Consider the following 16,295-nt stretch of genomic DNA (forward strand, 5'->3'; position numbering starts at 1 on the left):
GTATTAAATTTGCAACCGCATTACGGTATTGGCCCATGGTGTAACTGGCAACACGTCTGTTTTTGGTACAGAAGAGTCTAGGTTCGAGCCCTAGTGGGCCAACAAAAGTCTCAAACTATAAAAAGTTTGGGACTTTTTTTATTTAAAGGATAATCCAGAATTATTTATTTTCAATTTCTATAACCTTAGCCAATGTCCTCACTAACCGTTGGTGGTTTTTTACAAATGGATTGCTGGTATCCCACACATAACCAGCCAATACTGCGCAGATTTGTTTTTTAATTTCAGGGTTTATAGTACTAGCAAAGAATATTTTCTGAAGGTTACCAGAGTACCATTCATCAACATACGTTTTAAAAACTTCGACGCCTTGTTTTAAGTGGTTTTCGTAATCCCTTTCCCAATCCACTACTTCGTCTCGTAGTTTTCTGGCTGTTAATTTAGCGGCCAATAATCCAGATTCCGTTGCAAACGTTACTCCAGATGAAAAAACGGGATCCAAGAAACCTGCACTGTTCCCGGTAATGGTATAACCTTTTCCATAAAGCGCATTCATGGACGAAGAGAAATCTTTAAACTCTTTGGGTTCGAATAAAAAGTCGCTATTTTCAAACCTTTTTTTATAGTGTTTTGAAAGGTTTAAAAGTTTCCGAAGTTTTTCAGAAGATGCACCCGAAAAAGAATCGATAAATTCTGAAGGGCCCACAAAACCAATACTCGTATTTCCGTTAGAGAACGGAATGACCCAAAGCCAAGCTTCATCAGTAACCACATCAAAAGTTATTAACGTGCCTTCTTCGCCTTTTGGCCTTTTAATATCTTCAACATGGGTAAAAATTGATGAGTTCCCTTGAGATGTTGTAGGTTTCACAAGATGTAATAACTTCGGAATAACCCGTCCCGGACCACTAGCATCAATAATATGTTTTGCTGAAATTATATCTGCTTTCTCTTCTGAAGTTTTTATCGTCGTTTTTGAAGTTCCGTCTGCATGAAATTCAATCCCTGTCATTTCAGTTTCAAAGGAAATGGAAATACCTCTTTTTTGAAGCTCGTTTGTCAAAGTTTCGTCAAATTTGGCTCTCGGAACTTGCCAAGTCCAATCCCAACCCTCAGTGTGTTTTTCCTTAAAATCGAAGTGACAACTTTTATCTTCTTTTAAAAACCGAGCGCCTTTTTTTATCTGGAAGTTTTCAGATTTCAGACAATCTAATAACCCTACTTCCTCAAAATGTTCCATACAGCGAGGCAACAGACTTTCACCAATGGCAAACCGAGGAAATTTGCTTTTTTCTACTACTTGTACTTTGAACCCTTGTTGGTGTAAATAGGCTGCTGCTACCGAGCCCGAAGGTCCTGCACCAATAATTAAGATATCAATTTCTTGTTCAGTCATTCAATAAGGGTAAAAGAATAGTTTTTTATTATAATTTTACACCCCAAAATAACTACATTACGTTGGTTATTGCAGGATAATTTGCTAAAATTTCCAATTTATTTCAAATGATAATAGGTAAAGAAGGGTTGGTACTTCAAGATTTTCAGGATATCGTTTTTTCTGAAACAAAAATATCCATTGATGATTCGGTTTTAAAAACGGTTCAGGATAGTTTCGATTTTTTAACGGAATTCTCTGAAAATAAAATTATTTATGGTGTTAATACGGGTTTCGGCCCGATGGCGCAATATAAAATTGACGATTCCAAACGCATTCAACTTCAATATAATTTAATACGCAGCCACGCTTCAGGAACGGGAAATCCCATTCCGCCAAAATACGTAAAAGCATCTATGTTGGCGCGTTTAAACACGTTAGCAATTGGTAAATCTGGGGTTCATCCATCGGTTGTCGAGTTAATGACAACGCTTATAAATAGAGATATTATTCCGGTTGTGTATGAACACGGTGGCGTGGGTGCAAGTGGCGATTTGGTTCAATTGGCGCATATTTCGTTGGTACTGATTGGCGAAGGCGAAGTAACTTATAAAGGTAAAACTAAGCCAACCGCAGAAGTTTTTAAAACCGAAAACTTACAACCCATTACAGTTGCCCTTCGAGAAGGACTCGCATTGATGAATGGCACATCCATTATGTCCGGAGTGGGTATTCTGAATACTATTTTTACGAAACGTTTACTTAATTGGGTAGTGGCGTGCTCTTCGGCTATTAATGAAATAGTAAAAGCGTACGATGATCATCTCTCTTTTGAGTTAAATGAAGCCAAAAAGCACAGCGGACAACAGCAAATTGCCGAACGTATGCGAAGCCATTTGGAGGATAGCAAACTGACCCGAAAACGCGAGCATCATTTATATAATGGGGAACATACGGAATCTGTAATTGAAGAAAAAGTACAAGAGTATTATTCCTTACGTTGTGTGCCGCAAATTTTGGGACCAGTGTTAGATACGCTGCAAAATGTGGAGAAAATTGTTCTGGAAGAAGTAAACTCAGCCAACGACAACCCAATTGTTGATGTTAAAAAACAGCAAGTGTATCACGGCGGAAATTTTCACGGCGATTACATTTCGTTAGAAATGGATAAATTGAAACTGGTAGTCACTAAAATGAGTATGCTTGCCGAACGACAGTTAAATTATTTACTCAATTCTAAACTCAACGGAATTCTTCCTCCTTTTGTAAATTTAGGTGAGTTAGGGTTGAATTATGGGATGCAAGGCGTGCAATTTACAGCTGTTTCTACAACTGCAGAAAATCAAACGCTTTCCAACCCGATGTATGTGCATAGCATCCCAAATAATAATGACAATCAAGATATTGTGAGTATGGGCACCAATGCAGCATTACTCACCAAAAAAGTAATTGAAAACACCTATGAAGTGGTCGCTATTGAGTTAATAACAGTGGTTCAGGCGATAGAATATTTGAAAATTCAAGGTGAAGTTTCTTCAAAAACAAAGAAATTATATGATGAAATCAGGTCGATTGTACCTCCTTTTAAAGAAGATGAAGTGATGTATCCGTATGTGAAAGAAGTAAAAGAACATCTAATTAATTCTGAAATATAATTATGAAATGTGCATTGGTTACAGGAGGTTCACGAGGAATAGGAAAAGCAATCTGTCTACAACTAGCTGCCGATAGCGAGTATCATATTCTTATAAATTACTATAAAAATAAAACGGCGGCTCTTGAAACATTGCAAACCATTGAAAAAACAGGTGGAAAAGGTTCGTTGCTTCCGTTTGATGTTTCAAATAGGGAATCTGTGGTTGATGCTTTGGAGACTTTTCAGAATAACAATCCGGAAGCCGTTATCGAAATACTTGTAAACAACGCCGGAATTACAAAAGACGGACTCTTTATGTGGATGAAACCGGAAGACTGGAATTCAGTTATAAACACCAATCTTAATAGCTTTTTTAATGTCACCAATCACCTTATTCAAAATATGTTGATGAATCGCTACGGGCGTATTATTAATATTGTTTCATTGGCTGGTGTAAAAGGCAATGCTGGACAAGTAAACTACGCTGCCGCGAAAGGCGCAGTAGTTGCAGCAACCAAATCACTTGCGCAAGAAGTAGGAAAACGCAATATTACCGTAAACGCGGTGGCGCCGGGGTTTATTAAAAGCGAGATGACGGAAGATCTAGACGAAAAAGAGCTTAAAAAAATGGTTCCATTAAACCGTTTTGGCAATCCCGAGGAAGTTGCACATTTAGTGTCTTTTTTAACTTCCAAAAAAGCATCGTATATCACGGGCGAAGTCATTAATATTAATGGCGGAATCTACTCCTAAGCCAAAAATTCCTGTAATTTTGCCACGTATCTAATTGCTAATTTAATAACGCACATGGCGGCAGAGTGGGACGGAAAATCACGAGGGACGGTCTTCGGGTTTAAAGTATTTGTCTTTTTTATCAAAAACTTTGGTATTCGCGCTGCGTATGCCTTGATGCATTTGCCGATTCCTTATTTTTGTCTGTTTTCTAGAAAAAATGTCCGCGGACTCTTTTATTATTTCAGAAAACGGAAGCACTATTCTTGGTTTAAAAGTTCAATGAATATTTACAAAGGTTATTACCAATTCGGTCAAACCTTGGTCGATAGGATTGCCATTCAATCTGGGCTTCGGGATAAATACACCTACGAGTTTGACGGCATTGAAAATTTAAAAGAAACATTAGCACTCAATAAAGGCGGAATCCTGATCAGTGCTCATGTTGGCAACTTTGAAATGGCGCAGTACTTTTTTAATGATTTAGATGAAGAAGCTAATATCAGCATTGTTATTACCGATCAAGACCACGAGAATATAAAAGAATATGTAGGTTCGGTGATAAACCGAAAGCAAGAGAATTTCATCATTGTAAAAGATAATATGTCCCATATTTTTGAAATAAACGCCGCATTAGCTCAAAATAAAATGGTTTGTATTTCCGGCGATCGGTATATGGATGTTGCCAAAACCATAGAAGCTTCTTTACTTGGAAAACAAGCAAAATTTCCAGTAGGTCCTTTCCTTTTAGCAACTCGATTAGAGGTCCCGGTATTATTTGTATATGTGATGCGCGAACCGAAACGTCATTACCATTTATACGCAAGAAAAGTGGCCGTAACGCGACGCGATGCTAGTGGTTTATTAACTAAATACACCCAAAGTTTAGAAGAGATTTTAAACCAATATCCGCTGCAATGGTTTAATTTTTACGACTTTTGGGATGATATTGATTAAATGCAATTGAGTTTTGAAAGAATTACGATTCCCTATTACTGATCCTTTTGTATTGGAAGAACTCCTTCCACAGCGCCAACCTATGATTATGGTCGATGCTTTAATGTATTACGATAAAAAATCCTTAGTTTCAGAACTGACTATTTCCGAAGAAAATATTTTTGTTGCTGATGGATTTTTATCTGAAACAGGGTTATTGGAACACATTGCTCAATCGGTGGCCTTACACACCGGATATACGGAATATTTAGAAGAAAAACCGACCAAAGAAGGCTATATTGGTGCCATTAAAAAAGCTGAAATTTTAAAAACACCAGCTATCAATAAAACCATTGAAACTGAAGTGAAAATTATTCACGCAGCGATAGGAATTACTTTGGTAAAAACCATAACTAAATTAGAGCAAGAAGTGATTGCGACCACCGAAATGAAAACGATGTTAAAACCGTAATGCAGAAACCTGTTTACATACAAGAAGCTTCGCTTATTACCCCTTTGGGGTTTTCAGTTTCTGAAAACGTATCTGCTATCGAAAAGGAACAATCCGGAATTCAAGAACAACATTGTACGGATATTTTAGACACCCCTTTTTACGCAGCGATGATAGCTTCAGAAAAAATTGATGCTGCTTTTGAAAAATTGGGTGACCCTTCAAAATTTATGAAGCTGGAGAAAATGATGTTACTTTCCGTTGCTGAAACGGTAGAAAAATCAAAACTTCATATTTCAGAAAAAACCGCCTTGATTATTGCGACCACAAAGGGAAGTATCGACGCACTCGATCCTGATAATTCTTTTTCAGAAGAACGAGCGTATTTGCCGGTTTTAGGAAAGAAAATTCAATCTTTTTTTGGTTTTAAAGAAGAACCGATCGTGGTTTCCAACGCGTGTGTTTCAGGAATCTTAGCGGTTGCGGTCGCTAAACGCCTTATTCAGAACAATGTATGTGAAAATGCTGTAGTTGTTGCGGGCGATTTAGTTTCTAAATTTACTGTTACCGGGTTTAACACCTTTCAAGCACTGAGTGATGGCCCTTGCAAACCTTATTCAAAATACCGAAATGGCATTAGCATTGGCGAAGCGGCGGCATCAGTCGTGGTTTCTTCTGAAAAAAATAAAAATACAATTATCGAAGTCGTTGGAGATGGTTCGTGTAACGATGCCAACCATATTTCGGGTCCATCACGAACAGGAGAAGGTTTGCTGAAAAGTATTCAATCTGCTATGAAAGAAGCTAAAATTTCAGCAAATAATATTGACTTAATTTCCGCCCACGGAACCGCAACTATTTATAATGACGAAATGGAAGCTATTGCGTTCAACCGGGCGAACCTGCAACAGGTTCCCTTACATAGTTTAAAAGGCTATTATGGGCATACGTTGGGCGCTTCTGGTTTGGTAGAGGCCATTGTCGGTTTTGAAGCAATGAAACAAAATAAATTGTTTACGTCGTTAGGATATGACGAATCGGGAACTTCAAAACCGTTGAATATCATTCAAAAAGTTGAAAACTGCACCGTAAACACCTTTTTAAAAACCGCTTCTGGTTTTGGGGGTAGTAATGCAGCCGTACTCTTTAAAAAAGTCGCTTTTGAACAATAAACTAAACATACAAGCGTGGTGCAGCGTACAAAACGGAATGGTAATTTGCAATGGCAAGGAAATTATAACTGTTGATAATAAACAAACATTTTCAGCATCTGCAAAACAAGTTTACAAAGACCAGCACTGGGAATACCCTAAATTTTTTAAGATGGATCGGTTGAGTAAACTCACCTTTTTAACTGCTGAAATTTTAATGAATGAAGTGACAATCTCTTCTGAAGAAAAAGAAAGCTTAGCGGTTGTATTGTCCAATAAAAGTGCGAGTTTGGATACCGATAGAAAGTATCAAGACTCTATAAACAGTATTGAAAATTTTTACCCCAGTCCGGCAGTATTTGTGTTTACATTGCCTAATATTGGGATGGGCGAAGTGTGCATTCGGCATAAGATACAAGGTGAAAATGCTTTTTTTGCCTTTGATGATTTTAATCCGTTATTTTTGAAGCAATATGCTGAAAGTTTAACGCAAAACAACAAAGCAAAGCAGGTTTTGTGTGGTTGGACCGAAATAGATGAAAAAGGATATAATTCTTTTTTATATTTGGCATCCCCAAATGGAACCCTTCCGCATACGGAAGAATCAATTAAAAAATTATACACCCCAAGTTGATGGACGCATTAAAACAGGAACTAAAAGAAAATATCATCGAGCAATTAAACCTCGAAGAATTTACCATTGAAGATATTGATAATGACGATGCGTTATTTGGCGACGGCTTAGGATTGGATTCTATCGATGCCTTGGAATTAATTGTGATGCTCGATAAAGATTACGGTATAAAACTGACCGATCCTGAAAAAAGCAAAGAGATTTTTCAGTCCATTAATGTTTTGGCAACCTATATTACTGAGCATCGTACTAAATAAGAAAATTCATAAGAGAAACATGGCTTCTTTTCCAAAGCTTATTATTAATACTCTTTTCTTATTGCTTATATTAATTTGTACAGCTTTTACAATATTTTTAATAGTTAATTGGAATTTTATTTCTAATCCAGCTTTAGTACCTGGATATGTTGAATCACAAGCAACTTTTGCATATGGCAGAGATGATTTAGCTAAGTTTAGAAATTGGGCTTTTAATTATCCAATGGCAATACTTCCGTACTTAATATATATTCAAAGCATTCTCTTGGTTCATTTGATAATTAAGAAAAATCTCTTGTTGAATAAACTTCAATGGGTTGCTCTTTTTGTATTTCTGTTGTTTATGATATTCTCAGATTATATTTTTGATAATTTATCTGAGATATTTAACTCAAATTATTATCGCCAAACAGGCTATGACATTAATGATATCTTAGGTGTATTATTTAATATTGCTTTTTTGTTTGTTTTAATCAGTTCTTTAATTTTAATCTTTATTCCAAGATTCAAAAACTATAGAAAACTTTTTACTTTAAATATAATAACAATCGTGGTGTTTGTTATTTTTATATTTTCGTTCATTGAATTTTTCTTTGATTAAAAAATAAGGTATGAAAAAAGGAGTCGCTATAACCGGAATGGGCATTGTTTCTGCCATTGGTTGTTCGGTTGAAGAAAATCTGCAAGCGCTTCTTACTTCAAACAGTGGATTAGGAATTTTAAAACACATTCAAACGCATCATAAAAATAGCATTAAAGTAGGGGAAGTAGGTTTTACCAATACTGAAATAGCTGCGAAATTAAACCTTCCGGAAGATAATAACTATACTCGAACGGCTTTGCTAGGGTCTTTGGCAGCAAAGGAAGCTTTAGAACAAGCTGAAATTAATGACATTTCAACATATAGAACTGGACTCATTTCGGCCACCACCGTTGGCGGAATGGATATGACCGAAAAATACTGGAAACAATTTGCTTCAAACCCCGAAGTTCAAAAATACATCTCGAGCCATCATGCGGGCGATAGCACAAAAAAAATAGCAACACTTTTAGGAATTACCGGTTATGTCACGACTATTAGCACCGCATGTTCGTCAGCCGCAAACGCTATTATGTTAGGGGCACGGCTTATTAAAGTGGGAAAACTCGACCGGGTTGTAGTTGGTGGAACCGATGCGTTGTCAAAGTTTACCATAAATGGATTTAAATCATTGATGATTTTAAGCGAAACCAATTGTACACCTTTTGATGCCAACCGAAGCGGTTTAAACTTAGGCGAAGCCGCTGCTTATTTGGTATTGGAATCTGATGAGGTAGTTGCAGCGCAAAACAAATCTGTTTTAGCCTATGTAAGTGGCTATGGCAATGCCAACGATGCTTTTCATCAAACGGCATCTTCAAAAACAGGCGAAGGGGCATATTTGGCCATGAAAAAAGCTTTGGAAGTCGCAGGTTTAAAATCTTCAGAGATTGATTATGTGAATGCTCACGGAACCGCAACGCAGAATAATGACTTATCCGAAAGCATTGCGCTGCAACGAATTTTTAAAGAAAAAATCCCCAGTTTTAGTTCCACAAAAGCGTTTACAGGTCATACACTGGCTGCTGCTGGAGCAGTGGAAGCTTTATTTTCTATATTGGCGTTGCAAGAAAATTGCATGTTCGCCAATTTAGGTTTTAAAACGGCTATGTCCGAAACAAGTTTGGTTCCGGTTACCCAACTTCAGAAAAAAGAACTAAAACATGTACTGTCTAATTCCTTTGGTTTTGGCGGAAATTGTTCCACCTTACTATTTTCCAAATAATGAAAACGTGTTACATCCATAGCGTAGTGAGTATTTCGGCACAAGACAGTTTTGCTGAAGATGGGATTATTTCTGAAATACAAGAACAAGCAGATTATAAAATTTTAGCAGTTCATCCACCGTATCGCGATTTTATTCCGCTTTCCCAATTGCGAAGAATGTCACCAGCCATTAAAATGGGGGTTGCTGCATCAAAAAAAGCATTGGAAAAAGCTAATGTAGAGCAACCTGACGCCATAATTACCGGTTCTGGTTTGGGCTGTATGGCCGATACCGAAACGTTTTTGAATACCTTACTGGAAAACGACGAGCAATTTTTAACACCGACAGCTTTTATTCAATCGACACACAATACCGTTGCCGGGCAGATTGCGCTTGGCTTAAAATGTAAGGCTTATAATACAACATACACCCATGGTTCGGTATCGTTTGAATCGGCTTTGGTAGATGCGCAATTACAGATTGAAGCCGGAGAAGCTAGCAATATATTGATAGGTGGCGTGGACGAATTGGGAAGTGAATTTGTGGATTACGTTCATTTAGTTGAACAAAAACAAAAGCAACCCATTCAAGTGCCTTTAGGTGAAGGGGCTACGTTTTGTGTATTGTCTTCAGAAAAAAAAGAAGAAGCGGTAGCGGTTTTAAAAGCGGTTGAAATTCATTCAAAAATTACTGACGAAAATATAGTTGCTGAAATGCAAGCTTTTCTAAAAAGAAACAAGGTTGATGCTTCAGATATCGATGCCGTAATTTTAGGAAATAACGGTGATGCTTTTGATGTCTATTATCAAAATATTGAAGAGGTATTTCCTAAAATTGACTTTCTTCAGTACAAAAAACACATTGGTGAATTTTTTACAGCTTCCGCATTTGCTTTTTGGATGGGAGCGCAATTAATAGAAGGTGAAACGCTTCCAAAGGATTTTTTTATTCGTAAAGCTGAAAGCAAATCGTATAAAACTGTTTTATTGTACAACCAATTTAAAGGAAGCCAACACAGTTTTGTACTTTTAACCCAATGCTAAAATTTGGTCAAATAACAGTTGTTGCCACCATTGCTTTACTCACTATTGGCGTAATTGATTTCTTCTTCAAGATTTCACCTATTTTATATGTAACAATACTTTTACTTTGGTTTTTAATCGTAGCATTAGGCTCATTTACTATGCGATGGCAAATTTTTACTACTGCTTTTACAAAAGGTAACCAAAATAAAAAACAAGTAGCGATCACTTTTGATGATGGTCCAAATGCAGAATTTACGCCTCAAATTTTACAAATACTGAAAGCGTATAACGCAAAAGCCACGTTTTTTTGCATTGGGAAACACATAGAGAAATATCTAGGAATCGTGCAACAAATACTAGCTGAAGGGCATACTATCGGAAACCATTCCTATTCGCATGCCACAAATTTTGGGTTTTTCAGAAAAACGAGGATTGTGCAAGAACTTTCAAAAACCGATGCTTTAATTAAAAAAATAACTGGTTCAACAAACACATTATTTAGACCGCCTTATGGAGTCACCAATCCTTCAATTGCCAAAGCAGTAAAAGAAACAAATCATACCATTATTGGTTGGAATGTCCGTTCGTACGATACGGTTATAAAAAATCCTACTAAAGTTTTAAATCGTTTAAAAAAACGTTTGTCACCAGGTAGCATCATTTTATTGCACGATACACATTCCCGATGCCCAGAAATTGTGGAACGTTTGTTGCAATTTCTGAAAAAAGAAGGATACGAAGCTGTAACCATTGAAACGCTACTAACTAAAAATTAATATGAAACCTACATTTATAATACTATTCAGTTTGCTTGTGCAACAAGCTTTTGCGCAAACGCCTTTGACTTCTACTGAAATTAAAGACTTTAAACAGCACGTAGAACAAACCGCCCAACAAACCGAAACCATTGTAAGCGATTTTGTACAGGAAAAACAATTGGAGTTCTTAAATGAGGCGGCTCTTTCCAAAGGGACACTCACTTTTAAAGCACCCGATGCCATTCGTTGGGAATACACCAAACCGTATACATATGAAGTGATTTTTAAAGGAAATCAATTAACGGTTCATGAAGCAGGCTCGACAAAAAACATTGATTTAAGTTCCAATAAATTATTTGAAAGTTTCAACTCGTTACTTATCAATAGTATAAAAGGTGATATGTTCAAAGATGAGGATTTTACTATTTCGTATTACAAAACCGAAAAAGGGTTTATGGTGAGTTTTATTCCGAAAGAAAAGAGAATGAAGCGCTTTATCGCATCGTTTCAGCTCAGTTTTTCTGAAAAAGATTATCAAGTAACGCAATTGAAATTAATTGAACCTTCAGAAGATTTTACATTGATTACCTTTAAGAACAAACAGATTAATGTGCCGGTTCCCGATTCGATTTTTAAAATGTAAAAAGATGTTATTGCCCAATTTATATCAGGTTATAGAGAAAAAAGTAATTGATGCAGATGCTGTTTCGGTAACGGTAGCGGTGAATAAAAATCATCGCGTATTTGAAGGCCATTTCCCGAATAATCCAGTTATGCCTGGGGTGTGTATGCTTCAAATAATAAAAGAACTTTCAGAAGAACATTTGGAAACATCCCTTTTTCTTCAAAAAACATCGAATGTGAAATTCACAGCGGTGATGAACCCTCAAATACAATCCAATCTCACCGTGAACTTGTCTTTTATTCGAGAAGAGGATTCGATAAAAATAAAAAACACGAGTACTTTTCCAGATGGGACGGTCGTGTTAAAATGTAATGCTATTTTTGTGGAAACAAACCGTGTGCATGAAAACGGCTGAGCAAAATAAAATTCATTCAACTTATCTTGAAATAACCCAAAAACTCAAGCAGTATAAGTGTTGTGTGTTGATGCCAACTTACAACAATTATAAAACGCTAAAACGGGTATTGGATGGTGTTTTAAAATACACCGATGATGTGGTTTTGGTCAACGATGGTTCTACTGATGAGACACTTCAAATTCTTTCTGCGTATCCGCAAATTGAGCAAATTCATATTAACAAAAACCAAGGAAAAGGATATGCACTGAAAAAAGGATTTAAACACGCTGTTTCTTTAGGTTTTGATTATGCCATTACGTTAGATAGCGATGGACAACATTTTCCATCGGATATTCCAGTATTTATTAATGGGTTAGATGCTTCGGAAAACAAAAACCTGTTATTGATCGGTGACCGAAATATGAACGAGGCCGATGTACTCGCCCAAAGCCGAAAAGGCAATAAAGTGTCTAGTTTTTGGGTAAAAGCAGTAACCGATTTGGAATTGCACGACACACAAGCTGGTTTTAGACTGTATCCAATAAAAGCATTGAAGGATATTAACTTTTTCAGAAATACCAAAAAATTTGAATTTGAAGTTGAAGTAATCGTTAAAGCAATTTGGGGCGGTATCTTGGTTAAAAATGTCCCTATTCAGGTTTTGTATGATTTAGAAGAACGGGTTTCGCATTTCCGACCGTTTATGGATATTGCTCGAATTACCATTTTGATCATTTGGTTCTTGATTGTTAAGTATTTTTATATTCGTCCGCGTGATTTCTTCAGAAAATTAAAAAAAAAAGGAATCCGTCGCTTTTTGAATGAAGAGTTTTTAAGAAACAACGATTCCCCTGAAAAAAAAGCACTTTCGGTAGCGTTAGGACTCTTCATTGGGTTGTCGCCACTTTGGGGTTTTCATACCGTAATCGTTATATTTCTCGCTATTGTTTTAAAGCTGAACAAAGTAATTGCCTTTGCCTTTTCAAACATAAGTTTGCCACCATTTATTCCGTTTGTGTTTTTAGCTAGTTTAACCACAGGATATTGGGTTTTGGGACAAGATAATGAAGTTACATTAGCAAGTGTAAACAATAATTTTGAAGTGATTACTTCGTTAAAGGCTTATTTTATTGGTAGCATCACGCTTTCGGTTGGGGCTGCAGTTATTTTGGGAAGTTTATCGTATTTGTGTTTTTACCTTTTCGATACTAAGAAAATACAGCCAGATGGATAGATTTTTCTTCAAGCTATATACATCGATTCAGAAACAGAGAGCGGTCTTTTTTATAGTATTGGCAGTAATCTGCGCAGGGTTGTGTTCCATAGCGTTTCAAGTTTCTTTTGAAGAAGATATTTCTAAATTAATACCTTCCAATTCTGAAAATGAACAATTTCAGAAGGTTTTAAAGAACATCCGTTTTACCGATAAGGTAATTATAAACATCAAAAAAGAAGGCGGTACGACCGAAGATTTGGTTGGTTATGCTTCAGCTTTAAAAGACAGTTTAATCCCCTTAAAGAAGGATTATATAGAGAACATTCAAGGTGCTGCGAAAGAAGAAACGCTTTTCGAGACCATGGATTTTGTGTATGGTAATCTTCCGTTGTTTTTTACAGAAACAGATTATGCAATTCTGAAAAATAAATTATCTAAAGATAGCATTTCAAAAACCATGAAGGCGAATTACAAAACCTTGGTGTCGCCCTCGGGAATGCTTGCAAAAAAAGAAATTCTAAAAGACCCACTGCATCTTACCAACTTAGCATTGCAAAACCTTAAAAATATAGGAATTGAAGACGGGTTTAAGTTGAAAAATGGCTTTGTAATGACCGATGATGAGCAACATATTTTGTTATTCATCACCCCAAAATTCTCTTCTTCCGATTCTGAAAAGAATACAGCTTTCACTAAGAAACTGTATCAACTGCAAGAGCAAATAAATACAACATTTGATAGAAAAGTAACAAGCAATTATTATGGAGCGGCTTTTATTGCTGCTGCAAATGCAAAACAAATAAAGAGTGATATTCAACTTACCATCGGGATTGCATTAACCATTCTATTGCTAATTTTTATTGGCTTTTATCGCAGTGTTTGGATTCCATTAATCATTTTATTCCCTACAATTTTTGGCGCGTTAGTATCGATTGCTTTTTTGGTATTGATTAGGCCGCAACTTTCCGCTATTTCGTTGGGGATTGGCTCTATTTTGTTGGGCATTACCTTAGATTATTCTTTACATATCCTTACACACATAAAAAATGGCGAAACCGGCAAGCAATTGTACAAAAGCATTACCAAGCCTATATTAATGAGCAGCTTGACAACGGCTTTGGCTTTTCTATGTTTGCTTTTTATCAAGTCACAGGCGTTGCAAGATTTAGGAATTTTCGCCGCAGTGAGTGTGTTGGGCGCTTCGGTGATGGCGTTGTTGTTTATTCCGCAGGTGTATAAAAAGAAGACGGTTTCAAATACAAAAAAGAAAACAGTTTTTAATCGTATCACAGCCTATCCCATACATAAAAACAAAATGGTGGTCGTTTGTCTGGCTGTTTTGTTAGTGATAAGTTGTTTTAGCTATAGTTCGGTTGAATTCAATAAAGATTTAGAACAATTAAACTACAAACCAGAGCAACTTGTAAAAGCTGAAGAAGAACTGGAAACGATAACTAATTCGGTATCCAAATCTTTGTATGTAACCACGTATGGGGCTACATTGGAAAAAGCATTACAGCAAAATGATTCAGTGTATAGTTTGCTGAAAGCATTAGAAAAACAATCAGAAATTGAAGCTTTTAATTCAGTAGGCGGTTTGGTCGCTTCGGAAGAAAAACAAAACGAGAAGATTCAGGAATGGAATCAGTTTTGGAAATCAGAACGGCTTGAAAATGTAAAGAGTTCCATTAACAACACTTCAGAAGCATTAGGATTTAAGTCCAATGCGTTTGCATCATTTTATAACCATTTGAATTCAAACTATAAACCTTTGGAGTTATCTGATTATCCTGAATTTGGAAGCAAGATGATAGCCGATTACATTTCAGAAAAAAATGGATTTGTAACAGTGACTTCGGTTGTAAAAGCAAATGAAAATCAAATAGAAATGCTTCAAACAAGAATAGAGGAACTTCAAAATACATTAGTGATTGACCGTAAACAATTAAATGAAACCCTACTGAATACCTTACAAAACGATTTTAACACACTGTTGTGGTATTGTTTTGGCGTGGTCGTGTTAGCGTTATTGTTGTTTTACCGAAATTGGAAATTGGTTGTTGTAACAACCGTACCTATTTGTCTAACGTGGCTGTTGACCATTGGGGTTATGGGAGTATTTCAATTACAATTTAATGTATTTAACAGCATCATTTCGGCCTTTATCTTTGGGTTGGGTGTAGATTACAGCATTTTTATTACCAACGCTTTATTGAATAAAGAAAACACAAACACTTTGGCAACCCATAAAACAGCTATTTTGTTGTCGGTTGTAACGACTATTTTAGGTGTTGGAGTGTTGGTTTTTGCAAAACATCCTGCTTTGCAATCGGTTGCGGCGGTATCGGTAATTGGTATTTTTTCAGCTATGTTAATTGCCTTTACCGTTCAGCCTTTGTTGTTTAATCTTCTTATTTTTAGAAAAAGAACCAGTACCGATGGGAACCATTAAAACAACACCTGTAAAACGAGTAACCTCTATCACCAAAGAGGAGTTTGTAAAAAACTATTACAAACCGCAACGTCCTGTGTTAATTGAAGGTTTTGCAAAACAATGGCCAGCCTACGAGAAGTGGAACTTGGAGTACATACAGCAATTAGCGGGCGACCAAATTGTACCTCTGTACAATAACAAACCTACGAAAGGACATAAAAAATCTGTAGTTCCCGCGAAAAAGTTGAAGCTTTACGATTATATAGAACTATTAAAAGCGGGCCCCACCGATCTGCGGATGTTCTTTTACAATGTGCTTCAAAAAATGCCAGCGTTGACCAAGGATTTTGATTATTCAGATATTGGCTTACCGTTTTTTAAAAAACTTCCTGTGATGTTCTTTGGCGGAAAAGGCTCGAAAGTATTAGCGCATTACGATATGGATTTGGCCGATTTGCTGCACGTGCATTTTCACGGTACTAAAAAGGCGATGTTGTTTGAACCTAAACAAGCGAAAAATCTTTATAGAGTTCCATTTACGGTTCATAATATTGAAGCCATCGATATGGATAATCCAGATTTCGGAACCTATCCAGCATTACAACAAGCTGAGGGAATTTCAGTAGAAATGAAACACGGCGATGCGTTGTACATGCCAAGCGGCTATTGGCATTATATTACGTATGAAGATGCTGGTTTTTCCATTAGCCTTCGAGCATTTCCACGGAAACCTAAAAAACTGGGAAAATTGCTTTCTAATTTGTTGTTTATGCGCAATTTTGAGAATATCATGCGTTATATTGCAGGAAGTAAGTGGGTGGATTACAAGGAAAGCAGTATGATAAAACGTACCAATAGAAAATTTAAAAACACGCAATAAT

Annotated in this window: 17 protein-coding genes and 1 tRNA gene; 17 read left to right on the forward strand and 1 reads right to left on the reverse strand. The window is 36.4% G+C overall.

Annotated features, from left to right (window positions below; translation table 11 throughout):
* Positions 1 to 29 precede the first annotated feature (29 nt).
* A tRNA-Gln gene (locus tag DZ858_RS05765) sits at positions 30 to 102 on the forward strand.
* Between the two features lie 58 nt (positions 103 to 160).
* Here the strand turns inward: DZ858_RS05765 and DZ858_RS05770 are convergent.
* Entirely contained in the window at positions 161 to 1,396 is a 1,236-nt protein-coding gene (locus DZ858_RS05770; protein WP_117158625.1) for an NAD(P)/FAD-dependent oxidoreductase, read from the reverse strand.
* A gap of 107 nt (positions 1,397 to 1,503) precedes the next feature.
* On the opposite strand from DZ858_RS05770, the gene DZ858_RS05775 reads away from it, so the two are divergent.
* From DZ858_RS05775 to DZ858_RS05850, 16 genes are read left to right on the forward strand one after another with little or no spacing between them, the layout of a single operon-like run.
* A complete protein-coding gene (locus tag DZ858_RS05775; protein WP_117158627.1) occupies positions 1,504 to 3,030 on the forward strand; it encodes an HAL/PAL/TAL family ammonia-lyase in 1,527 nt (508 codons plus the stop codon).
* A gap of 2 nt (positions 3,031 to 3,032) precedes the next feature.
* Positions 3,033 to 3,764, forward strand: a complete 732-nt coding sequence (fabG, locus tag DZ858_RS05780; RefSeq protein WP_117158629.1) for a 3-oxoacyl-ACP reductase FabG — start codon at positions 3,033 to 3,035, stop codon at positions 3,762 to 3,764.
* A gap of 54 nt (positions 3,765 to 3,818) precedes the next feature.
* Complete coding sequence (locus DZ858_RS05785; protein ID WP_117158631.1) at positions 3,819 to 4,700, forward strand: LpxL/LpxP family acyltransferase; 882 nt, start codon at positions 3,819 to 3,821, stop codon at positions 4,698 to 4,700.
* A gap of 13 nt (positions 4,701 to 4,713) precedes the next feature.
* Positions 4,714 to 5,151, forward strand: coding sequence for a hypothetical protein (locus DZ858_RS05790; protein WP_117158633.1), 438 nt, complete (start codon positions 4,714 to 4,716; stop codon positions 5,149 to 5,151).
* Positions 5,151 to 6,302, forward strand: coding sequence for a beta-ketoacyl-[acyl-carrier-protein] synthase family protein (locus DZ858_RS05795; protein WP_117158634.1), 1,152 nt, complete (start codon positions 5,151 to 5,153; stop codon positions 6,300 to 6,302). The genes DZ858_RS05790 and DZ858_RS05795 overlap by 1 nt, the downstream gene beginning before the upstream one ends.
* Positions 6,292 to 6,915 carry a 3-oxoacyl-ACP synthase gene (locus tag DZ858_RS05800; RefSeq protein ID WP_147309575.1) on the forward strand — a complete coding sequence of 208 codons (624 nt, stop codon included), beginning with the start codon at positions 6,292 to 6,294 and terminating at the stop codon, positions 6,913 to 6,915. Before DZ858_RS05795 ends, DZ858_RS05800 begins: the two co-directional genes overlap by 11 nt.
* Positions 6,915 to 7,172, forward strand: a complete 258-nt coding sequence (locus DZ858_RS05805) for a phosphopantetheine-binding protein (protein ID WP_117158636.1) — start codon at positions 6,915 to 6,917, stop codon at positions 7,170 to 7,172. The genes DZ858_RS05800 and DZ858_RS05805 overlap by 1 nt, the downstream gene beginning before the upstream one ends.
* Positions 7,173 to 7,191: 19 nt before the next feature.
* Positions 7,192 to 7,773 (forward strand): hypothetical protein, encoded by a 582-nt coding sequence (locus tag DZ858_RS05810; RefSeq protein ID WP_117158637.1) that lies wholly within the window; start codon positions 7,192 to 7,194, stop codon positions 7,771 to 7,773.
* A gap of 10 nt (positions 7,774 to 7,783) precedes the next feature.
* Complete coding sequence (locus DZ858_RS05815; protein ID WP_117158638.1) at positions 7,784 to 8,977, forward strand: beta-ketoacyl-[acyl-carrier-protein] synthase family protein; 1,194 nt, start codon at positions 7,784 to 7,786, stop codon at positions 8,975 to 8,977.
* Positions 8,977 to 10,002: a beta-ketoacyl synthase chain length factor gene (locus DZ858_RS05820; protein WP_117158639.1), complete on the forward strand. Its 1,026-nt coding sequence runs from the start codon at positions 8,977 to 8,979 to the stop codon at positions 10,000 to 10,002. The genes DZ858_RS05815 and DZ858_RS05820 overlap by 1 nt, the downstream gene beginning before the upstream one ends.
* Positions 9,996 to 10,760 (forward strand): polysaccharide deacetylase family protein, encoded by a 765-nt coding sequence (locus DZ858_RS05825; RefSeq protein WP_117158640.1) that lies wholly within the window; start codon positions 9,996 to 9,998, stop codon positions 10,758 to 10,760. The genes DZ858_RS05820 and DZ858_RS05825 overlap by 7 nt, the downstream gene beginning before the upstream one ends.
* Position 10,761: 1 nt before the next feature.
* Positions 10,762 to 11,385: a LolA family protein gene (locus DZ858_RS05830; protein ID WP_117158641.1), complete on the forward strand. Its 624-nt coding sequence runs from the start codon at positions 10,762 to 10,764 to the stop codon at positions 11,383 to 11,385.
* 4 nt (positions 11,386 to 11,389) lie between these two features.
* Positions 11,390 to 11,782: a hotdog family protein gene (locus tag DZ858_RS05835; protein ID WP_158548353.1), complete on the forward strand. Its 393-nt coding sequence runs from the start codon at positions 11,390 to 11,392 to the stop codon at positions 11,780 to 11,782.
* Positions 11,769 to 12,998, forward strand: coding sequence for a DUF2062 domain-containing protein (locus DZ858_RS05840; protein WP_117158643.1), 1,230 nt, complete (start codon positions 11,769 to 11,771; stop codon positions 12,996 to 12,998). The genes DZ858_RS05835 and DZ858_RS05840 overlap by 14 nt, the downstream gene beginning before the upstream one ends.
* The gene (locus DZ858_RS05845) at positions 12,991 to 15,432 is read left to right on the forward strand and encodes an MMPL family transporter (RefSeq protein WP_117158644.1); all 2,442 of its coding nucleotides are present in this window, start codon (positions 12,991 to 12,993) and stop codon (positions 15,430 to 15,432) included. The genes DZ858_RS05840 and DZ858_RS05845 overlap by 8 nt, the downstream gene beginning before the upstream one ends.
* The gene (locus tag DZ858_RS05850) at positions 15,419 to 16,294 is read left to right on the forward strand and encodes a cupin-like domain-containing protein (protein WP_117158645.1); all 876 of its coding nucleotides are present in this window, start codon (positions 15,419 to 15,421) and stop codon (positions 16,292 to 16,294) included. Before DZ858_RS05845 ends, DZ858_RS05850 begins: the two co-directional genes overlap by 14 nt.
* The last annotated feature ends 1 nt before the right edge of the window (position 16,295 follow it).

Source organism: Marixanthomonas ophiurae, from assembly GCF_003413745.1.
Classification (GTDB): domain Bacteria; phylum Bacteroidota; class Bacteroidia; order Flavobacteriales; family Flavobacteriaceae; genus Marixanthomonas; species Marixanthomonas ophiurae.

Excerpts from the sequence above, each read along its gene's own strand:
- DZ858_RS05770 (WP_117158625.1), bottom strand. The coding sequence starts at position 1,396 with ATGACTGAACAAGAAATTGATATCTTAATTATTGGTGCAGGACCTTCG.
- DZ858_RS05775 (WP_117158627.1), top strand. The coding sequence starts at position 1,504 with ATGATAATAGGTAAAGAAGGGTTGGTACTTCAAGATTTTCAGGATATC.
- fabG (WP_117158629.1), top strand. The coding sequence starts at position 3,033 with ATGAAATGTGCATTGGTTACAGGAGGTTCACGAGGAATAGGAAAAGCA.
- DZ858_RS05785 (WP_117158631.1), top strand. The coding sequence starts at position 3,819 with ATGGCGGCAGAGTGGGACGGAAAATCACGAGGGACGGTCTTCGGGTTT.
- DZ858_RS05795 (WP_117158634.1), top strand. The coding sequence starts at position 5,151 with ATGCAGAAACCTGTTTACATACAAGAAGCTTCGCTTATTACCCCTTTG.
- DZ858_RS05805 (WP_117158636.1), top strand. The coding sequence starts at position 6,915 with ATGGACGCATTAAAACAGGAACTAAAAGAAAATATCATCGAGCAATTA.
- DZ858_RS05810 (WP_117158637.1), top strand. The coding sequence starts at position 7,192 with ATGGCTTCTTTTCCAAAGCTTATTATTAATACTCTTTTCTTATTGCTT.
- DZ858_RS05815 (WP_117158638.1), top strand. The coding sequence starts at position 7,784 with ATGAAAAAAGGAGTCGCTATAACCGGAATGGGCATTGTTTCTGCCATT.
- DZ858_RS05820 (WP_117158639.1), top strand. The coding sequence starts at position 8,977 with ATGAAAACGTGTTACATCCATAGCGTAGTGAGTATTTCGGCACAAGAC.
- DZ858_RS05825 (WP_117158640.1), top strand. The coding sequence starts at position 9,996 with ATGCTAAAATTTGGTCAAATAACAGTTGTTGCCACCATTGCTTTACTC.
- DZ858_RS05830 (WP_117158641.1), top strand. The coding sequence starts at position 10,762 with ATGAAACCTACATTTATAATACTATTCAGTTTGCTTGTGCAACAAGCT.
- DZ858_RS05835 (WP_158548353.1), top strand. The coding sequence starts at position 11,390 with ATGTTATTGCCCAATTTATATCAGGTTATAGAGAAAAAAGTAATTGAT.
- DZ858_RS05840 (WP_117158643.1), top strand. The coding sequence starts at position 11,769 with ATGAAAACGGCTGAGCAAAATAAAATTCATTCAACTTATCTTGAAATA.
- DZ858_RS05845 (WP_117158644.1), top strand. The coding sequence starts at position 12,991 with ATGGATAGATTTTTCTTCAAGCTATATACATCGATTCAGAAACAGAGA.
- DZ858_RS05850 (WP_117158645.1), top strand. The coding sequence starts at position 15,419 with ATGGGAACCATTAAAACAACACCTGTAAAACGAGTAACCTCTATCACC.